Raw genomic sequence first — 1,502 nt, 5'->3', positions numbered from 1 at the left:
GGCCCCCCCGGGGCCACAGGAGCTTAGGGCCCCCGGCCGGACAAAGCCTGGCCGTTCCCTCGTACACCACCCGGCGGGGCGAGCCCCAAACCCCCGGGGGCCCCTCCGGGCCGGGGGGCCCCGGGGTGCGCGATCGGTTCCGCTCAGCCGTTCTGCAGGTACACCGACAGCCAGACCGACCCGCCCGACGTGGAGGTGTAGTTCTTCACCTGGGCGAAGCGCGTGCCGCTCGGCGCGCTGAGGTCCGCCCAGCTCTGGTTGAGCCGCATCCCGCCGCGCAGGCCGTCGCGCACCATGAGCAGCGCGAAGCGACCGCTGCCGTCCGGTTCGAGGTTGACCGGTCGGGCCTGGTGGTCGGCCAGGTGCTGGTAGGCCTCCAGCTCGGTCACGCCGTAGTACCACCACCACGACAGGCCGTCGACGCCGCTGTTCGGGATCATGATCACGTCGTAGCGACCCCCGCCGACCGGGTCGAGGTCGATCAGCCGGCAACCGCACTCGTCGAGCTTCTCACCGATCTGGGCCGGGGTGGCGTTGAGCCACCACCACCAGCCCTTCGCCGCGACACCGGTGTTGTCGACCCACGCGGCGGCGAAGCGGGTCTCGCCGCCGACCACGTGCCGCTCCAGGTCGATCAGCCGCTTGGTCGGGTTGGCGCTGATCTTGCTGCTCAGGCTGGCGGTGGTCTCGCCGGTGGTCCACGAGAACGACCCGCCGGGGGTCCGGGTGTACGCGGGGGTGGCGTTGTCGACCGACACCACGGAGAACCCGCCGTTGCCCCACGGTTCGACGTCGATCGCCCGGCCGCCCGACTGGTTCAGCCAGGTGTCGATGCCGTCCTTGTCGGTGACGAGGTACCCCCACCCCGTCGCGGCCGACGAGTACCGCTCCGGATCCCGCTCCGGCACCGCCGCCGAAGCGGGACCCGTTGCGACGCCCAGCATCACGACACCGGCGAGCACGCTGCCGGTGGCGACTCTTCCCATCCTCATGGTGACCCCTCGTGGTCGAACTCGGACTGCTGACCCATCCGATGGTGTCCGGCGGGCGCGGGCGGAGGAATGAACCCGTGGATCCGAAAAGGATCCACGGGGATCCGGATCCCGGCCCGTGTATCAACCGGCTCCTCGCGCGCACGTAACGGGTCGAACCTGAGCACTAGGGGGAGAGTTGATCAGAGTCTTCGTTGTCGCGAGGGTCCGCGTGTACCGGGACGGCGTGGAGCGCTGCCTGGCCGACAGCCCGCGGATCGTGGTGGCGGGCAGTGCCGCGGAACCCACCCAGGCGAGGGCGGCCGTGCGCAGCGCCCCGCCGGACGTCCTGCTGCTCGACCTCGGCGAGGACGCCGGCCAGTCGTTCACCCGCGAGGTGCGGGCCACCTCGCCCGCCACCAAGGTGATCGGCCTCTCCGACGGCCGCGCGGTGGTCGACGTCGTCGGCTTCGTGGAGTCGGGGATGCTGGGCTACCTGGCCGCCGACGCCACCCTGCCCGAGCTGGTGGC

2 protein-coding genes are annotated in these 1,502 nt (G+C 71.6%); one reads left to right on the top strand and one right to left on the bottom strand.

The annotated features are described in order from the left end of the window. Window positions 1-143: 143 nt before the first annotated feature. On the bottom strand, window positions 144-992 hold the full coding sequence (locus AB0G02_RS39740) for a hypothetical protein (RefSeq protein WP_360805563.1): 849 nt from the start codon (window positions 990-992) through the stop codon (window positions 144-146). A 178-nt stretch (window positions 993-1,170) separates the two neighbouring features. On the opposite strand from AB0G02_RS39740, the gene AB0G02_RS39735 reads away from it, so the two are divergent. Then, window positions 1,171-1,502: response regulator (locus tag AB0G02_RS39735; RefSeq protein WP_360805560.1), on the top strand; the 332-nt coding region annotated here is incomplete at its 3' end.

The sequence above is a fragment of the Actinosynnema sp. NPDC023658 genome (assembly GCF_040639995.1).
GTDB lineage: Bacteria > Actinomycetota > Actinomycetes > Mycobacteriales > Pseudonocardiaceae > Actinosynnema.
This window is presented reverse-complemented; position numbering and strand designations above follow the sequence as displayed.